We start from the raw sequence: 4,792 nt of genomic DNA on the forward strand, positions 1-4,792 counted from the left end.
CGGGGGCAGGGACGTTCGGCCGTGCGCGGGCGCCCGGTCGGCGGCCCGTTCTGGGCGCGCCTCAATCGTAGCCCGAGACGGTCCCGGGCTGACAATTTCGACTGTAATGGACGTTTTTAAACGACTAGTCAAACAAGAACCTCCCCAATGACTACCCACAAAGCGAGAGTGGATGTCGTCATTTTGCGGCACTTGGGGACGTTCCTTTTGTGCCGGCAGTTTGGGACACTCCTTGCGTTAAGAGGCTGGCGTGCGTCAACCTGTTCTCATTGCAGCAAAAAATCGCCCCGTTCTTGGTTGAGGACGGGGCGATTCGTCTTTTTGACTTGTGCAGCCAGGCTTATGCAAAGCGGGCGACGAGCTCCTGGAGCACGTCGGTCATCTTGACGAGCGAACTGACCGGGACGAATTCGTTGACGCCGTGGTAGCAATAGCCGCCGGTGGAAAGGTTGGGGCAGGGCAGACCGCGGAACGACAGCTGCGCGCCGTCGGTGCCGCCGCGAATCGGCAGCACTTGGGGCTCAACGCCGCAGGCAAGGTAGGCTTCCTTGGCAACATCAATAAGCTCGGGAAAGTCACAAACGATCTCGGCCATATTTCGATACTGCTGCTTAATCTCGACTGTCACGCGCTCCTCACCCAGACGCTGGTTGAGCATCGAGGCGGCGGCATCAATAAGGTCGAGTTTCTGCTGGAACTTGGCGGCGTCATGGTCGCGGACGATATAGCGCGCTGTGGCGTGATCGACGGTCGCAGATACACCCTCAAGGTGATAAAAGCCCTCGTAGCCTTCCGTATACTCCGGACGCTGCACGTAGGGGAGCAACGCGTTGAAGTCGCAGAACAGATTGCCTGCGTTGACCATACGGCCCTTAGCGTCGCCCGGGTGGATGGACTGGCCCTCAAAGCAGACAGTCGCCTCGGCGGCGTTAAAGCACTCCCACTCCAGCTCGCCGATGGGGCCGCCGTCGACCGTGTAGGCGTACTTGCAGCCAAAGGTATCGATATCCAGCAGCTCGGCTCCGTGGCCGATCTCCTCGTCAGGGCAGAAGCAAATGCCGAGTGCGGGATGGGGCAGAGAAGGGTCCTGAGCGATACGCGCGACAAGTGACATGATCTCGGCGACGCCTGCCTTGTCGTCCGCGCCCAGCAGCGTGGTGCCATCGCTGCAGACCAGGTCCTCACCCGCGAGGTCGTTCAGGGCGGGAAGCTTGGCAGTACTCATGGCAACGGGCTTACCGTCAACCGTGCCGCAGACCAGGTTGCCGCCTTCGTAGTGTACGATGTGTGGCTTCACGCCGGCGCCCGGTGCAACTTCGGTGGTGTCGAGATGGGCGATCAGGCCCAGGGCGGGCTTGTCCTCAGCGCCCGCACTTGCGGGGATATGCGCGCAGACATAGGCGTGCTCGGTCACGTGGGCATCTTCCGCACCAAGCTCGCGCAGCTCTTCAGCCAGCACGTTGGCAAGGTCAAACTGAACGGTGCTCGAAGGTACCTGGTCGCAGTTTGCATCCTCGGACTGCGTGTTGATCTGGACGTAGCGCAAAAAGCGTTCGAGGACATCGGGGTTCGTGGTGGTGTTTTCCATAAAGACCGCTCCAATCTTGGTCGTCGTGTGCAACAAGAACTCTAGCACGGTATGCCACGGCATACCGCGACGCTTGGATGGGGTAGAATCAGCCATTGAATGCAGAAGGGACGGAAGATCATGGATACGACAAATAGCTCGCGCGAACTACATCTGACGGTGGCGAACGAAGACTACTTGGAGTGCATGGTTCGCATTGAAAGCGAAGAGAGGGAAACCAACGGCGTGCGATCGGTCGACATCGCGCAGCGCCTTGGCGTCTCCAAGGCATCGGTCAATAAAGCGGTTTCGGCGCTCAAGGCATCCGAGCTTGTCGAGCAATCGCACTACGGCAAGGTAGTCCTGACCGATCGCGGCCGCGAGGTTGGCACGGCTATCTGGTACCGTCATCGCCTCGTCCGCACGTTTTTGGTTCAGGAGCTCGGTGTCGAATTTGAGCGAGCCGATTCCGAGGCCTGCATGATGGAGCATGCGCTATCCGAGGACACGATGAACCGCTGGCTCGCCTATCTCGAAAAACAGGGAATCAGCGTCGAGGAATAGCGGGATATGTATGGATACGAGTTATTACAACCGCTTTGGTGCCGAGGAACTTACGCGCCGCTTGTCGAGCGAGACCTTGTTGGCGCAGGGCCCCATGGGCAGTGTTCTGTTGAGTGAGTACGATGCCGCCGATATTCCACCGGCGTTTTGGAATCTGGCAGAGCCGCAGACCGTTTCTCGTATCCATCGCTTGTATGTCGCCGCCGGCGCGCAGGTACTCATTACCAATACCTTTCAGGCATCAAGCTATGCCCTCAAGCACGACCAGATTGCGCCGTCCGTGGCGGAGGTCAATCGCGGGGCCGTCGACGATGCCCGCCAGGCGCACCCTCAGCTGCTGCTGGGCTCGATGGGTCCGATCGGTATTGAGTGGTTTGCCGAGGACTCTGCCGAGTTTCGTGAGATCCGAGGCATTGCGCGCGAACAGGCGCACGCCTTACTCAATGCTGGTGTTGATGGTCTGCTGATCGAGACGGTGACGTCTATCCGTAATTTGCAGCCCATGCTTGCCGGCGCTCGAGATGCCGCTGACGGCATGCCTGTCCTGGTGAGTTTTGTCGTTGATGACAAAGGCGACCTGTTGGGCGATGGCCTCAACATCGAGGCAGCCGTTTTGTACGCCGAAAAACACGGCGCAAACTCGGTTGGTGTTAATTGCTGTTCGCTTGCGGCCGCGAACGCGGCGGTGCCCAGGATGGTTGCATCGGCGACTACTCCCGTCACGGTGCGTCCCAACGTGGGCGATCCGGTCCAGACTCAGGATGGCCCCGTATGGCACGAGAACCCTGAAGCTTTCGCGCGCGCATGCATCGAATGGAGACATGCCGGTGCCGCAATGGTGGGCAGTTGCTGTGGAACCACGGCAATCACTACGGCAGCGATGGCCGAGGCGCTCGATATATAAAGGGCAAAACCGCTCCATACGGGGCGGTTTTTTTATTGCTTGCATGTCCTCGGCAGCATTTGCCCAAATGGTGAATGCTGGTGCCGGCAGGTTGCCGAGTGTGTATCGCGGGTATACCTCATGCGTACCATGATCCAAACACTGTGAGGTGTCTGCGCGTGTGCGCGATAATTCATTTTGGAACTGACGGTTGGCGCGCTCGCGTCGATGAGGACTTCACTGCCGATAACGTTGCCCGTATCGCCGATGCCGTCGGCGAGTTGTGGCAAAAGACCAATCCGGGCAAAACAGTATATATAGGGTTCGACACTCGGCCCCTGGCGCGCGAGTTCGCTGAGCTTGCGGCGGGTGTGCTAGCAGCGCACGGGCTAGACGCCGTGCTCGCTTCGCGACCTGTTCCGACCCCTGCTCTTACGTGGGCGGCGGCTTATGACGGTGAGGCGTGCGGCGCGCTCATGGTGACGGGGTCCCATCATCCGCAGGGTTATCTGTGTCTCAAGATTCGCATGGGTGACGGCTCGACCGCCAACCAGGATGTCATCGAAGAGCTCGAAGAGACCATGGCTCCCGAGCCAATGGGGATCGAGGGGCAATATCGCACCGCGGATATCATTCCTGACTATATGCAAGCGGTGGCATCGTTTGTCGATGCCGAAGCCATCCGCGCCGCGCACCTGCGCGTGGTTGTTGACCCCATGGGCGGCGCAGCCCAGGGCTATCTAGCCGACTTGCTGCGCGAGCTTGGCGTTGAGGTGCACGAGATTCACGCCGGGCAGGCGCCTGACCAAGAAGATATCTGCCCCGACCCCGTTGAGCCGTGGGTGGACGCTTGCGAGCATACGGTTATCGAGGACGGAGCTTGCGCTGGCCTGGTGACCGACGGCGACGCCGACCGTATCGGCGCGGTTGACGAGCGCGGCAGATATATACATCCGCATCAGATCATGGCGCTCGTTTTGGGCGACTTGGTTCAATTTCGTAATTTGGAGGGGCGCGTCGTCGTCAATCTTTCGTGCTCGACGCTCGTGCGTCGCATTGCCGAGGCGCTTGGCTGCCGCGTGACCGTCAAACCAGTCGGTTTCAAATATATAGCGGCGGAGATGAAGAAGGGCGGCGTCCTCATGGGCGGCGAAGAAGCCGGTGGTATCGGCATCGCCGCGCATATGCCCGAGCGCGATGGAATCCTCGCCTGTCTGATTCTGTGTGAGCTTATGGCAAAGACGGACGCGCCTTTGGGCGTTCTGGTCGACCAACTCGAGGACAGTTTTGGTAAGACGAGTTACGGTCGACGCGATTTGCGCCTTGAGGCCGAAGATGCCGAAACGTTACGAACGCTGCTGCCGGGCGTAAACCCCAAGTCGATTTGTGGCAAGGTGCCGCAAAACGTTAGTCATATGGATGGCTTGCGTTTGGCATTCGAGGATGACACGTGGCTGCTGGTCCGTCCTAGCGGGACCGAACCAGTGGTGCGCGTCTACGCCGAGGGGTTCTCGGTGGAAGAACGTGATGAGTTGCTCGATGCTGGCTGTGCTTTAGCTAGGGGAACGTATCCGCTTTAACCATGAGACTGCCTTATATAAAGAGATGCTCGGCGAGCGGTAGTTAACGGCTGGCAAACGTTAGTCGGATTCCAAACTGTGTAGGAAATGTGTACGCCCAGATTCCCGCCCACGGCGCCCCTCCGGTCTGGCAATATATCTCCTTGCCGCGCGGCCCGGTCGGACCGGATCAGCCGCCAGGCGTGCACCTTGAGAACC

Annotated in this window: 4 protein-coding genes; 3 read left to right on the forward strand and 1 reads right to left on the reverse strand. The window is 59.5% G+C overall.

Annotation, left to right across the window (positions count from 1 at the left end; all coding sequences use genetic code 11):
* Positions 1 to 340: 340 nt before the first annotated feature.
* Positions 341 to 1,588 carry a peptidase T gene (gene pepT, locus AQ996_RS09280; RefSeq protein WP_055252631.1) on the reverse strand — a complete coding sequence of 416 codons (1,248 nt, stop codon included), beginning with the start codon at positions 1,586 to 1,588 and terminating at the stop codon, positions 341 to 343.
* Between the two features lie 120 nt (positions 1,589 to 1,708).
* Between pepT and AQ996_RS09285 the strand changes: the two genes are divergently transcribed.
* From AQ996_RS09285 to AQ996_RS09295, 3 genes are all read left to right on the forward strand, one after another.
* Positions 1,709 to 2,131: a metal-dependent transcriptional regulator gene (locus AQ996_RS09285; protein WP_055252633.1), complete on the forward strand. Its 423-nt coding sequence runs from the start codon at positions 1,709 to 1,711 to the stop codon at positions 2,129 to 2,131.
* A 10-nt stretch (positions 2,132 to 2,141) separates the two neighbouring features.
* The gene (locus AQ996_RS09290) at positions 2,142 to 3,035 is read left to right on the forward strand and encodes a homocysteine S-methyltransferase family protein (protein ID WP_055252635.1); all 894 of its coding nucleotides are present in this window, start codon (positions 2,142 to 2,144) and stop codon (positions 3,033 to 3,035) included.
* A gap of 158 nt (positions 3,036 to 3,193) precedes the next feature.
* Positions 3,194 to 4,594, forward strand: coding sequence for a phosphoglucomutase/phosphomannomutase family protein (locus AQ996_RS09295; RefSeq protein WP_055252637.1), 1,401 nt, complete (start codon positions 3,194 to 3,196; stop codon positions 4,592 to 4,594).
* Positions 4,595 to 4,792: the final 198 nt, after the last annotated feature.

Source organism: Collinsella aerofaciens, from assembly GCF_001404695.1.
Lineage (GTDB): Bacteria > Actinomycetota > Coriobacteriia > Coriobacteriales > Coriobacteriaceae > Collinsella > Collinsella aerofaciens_E.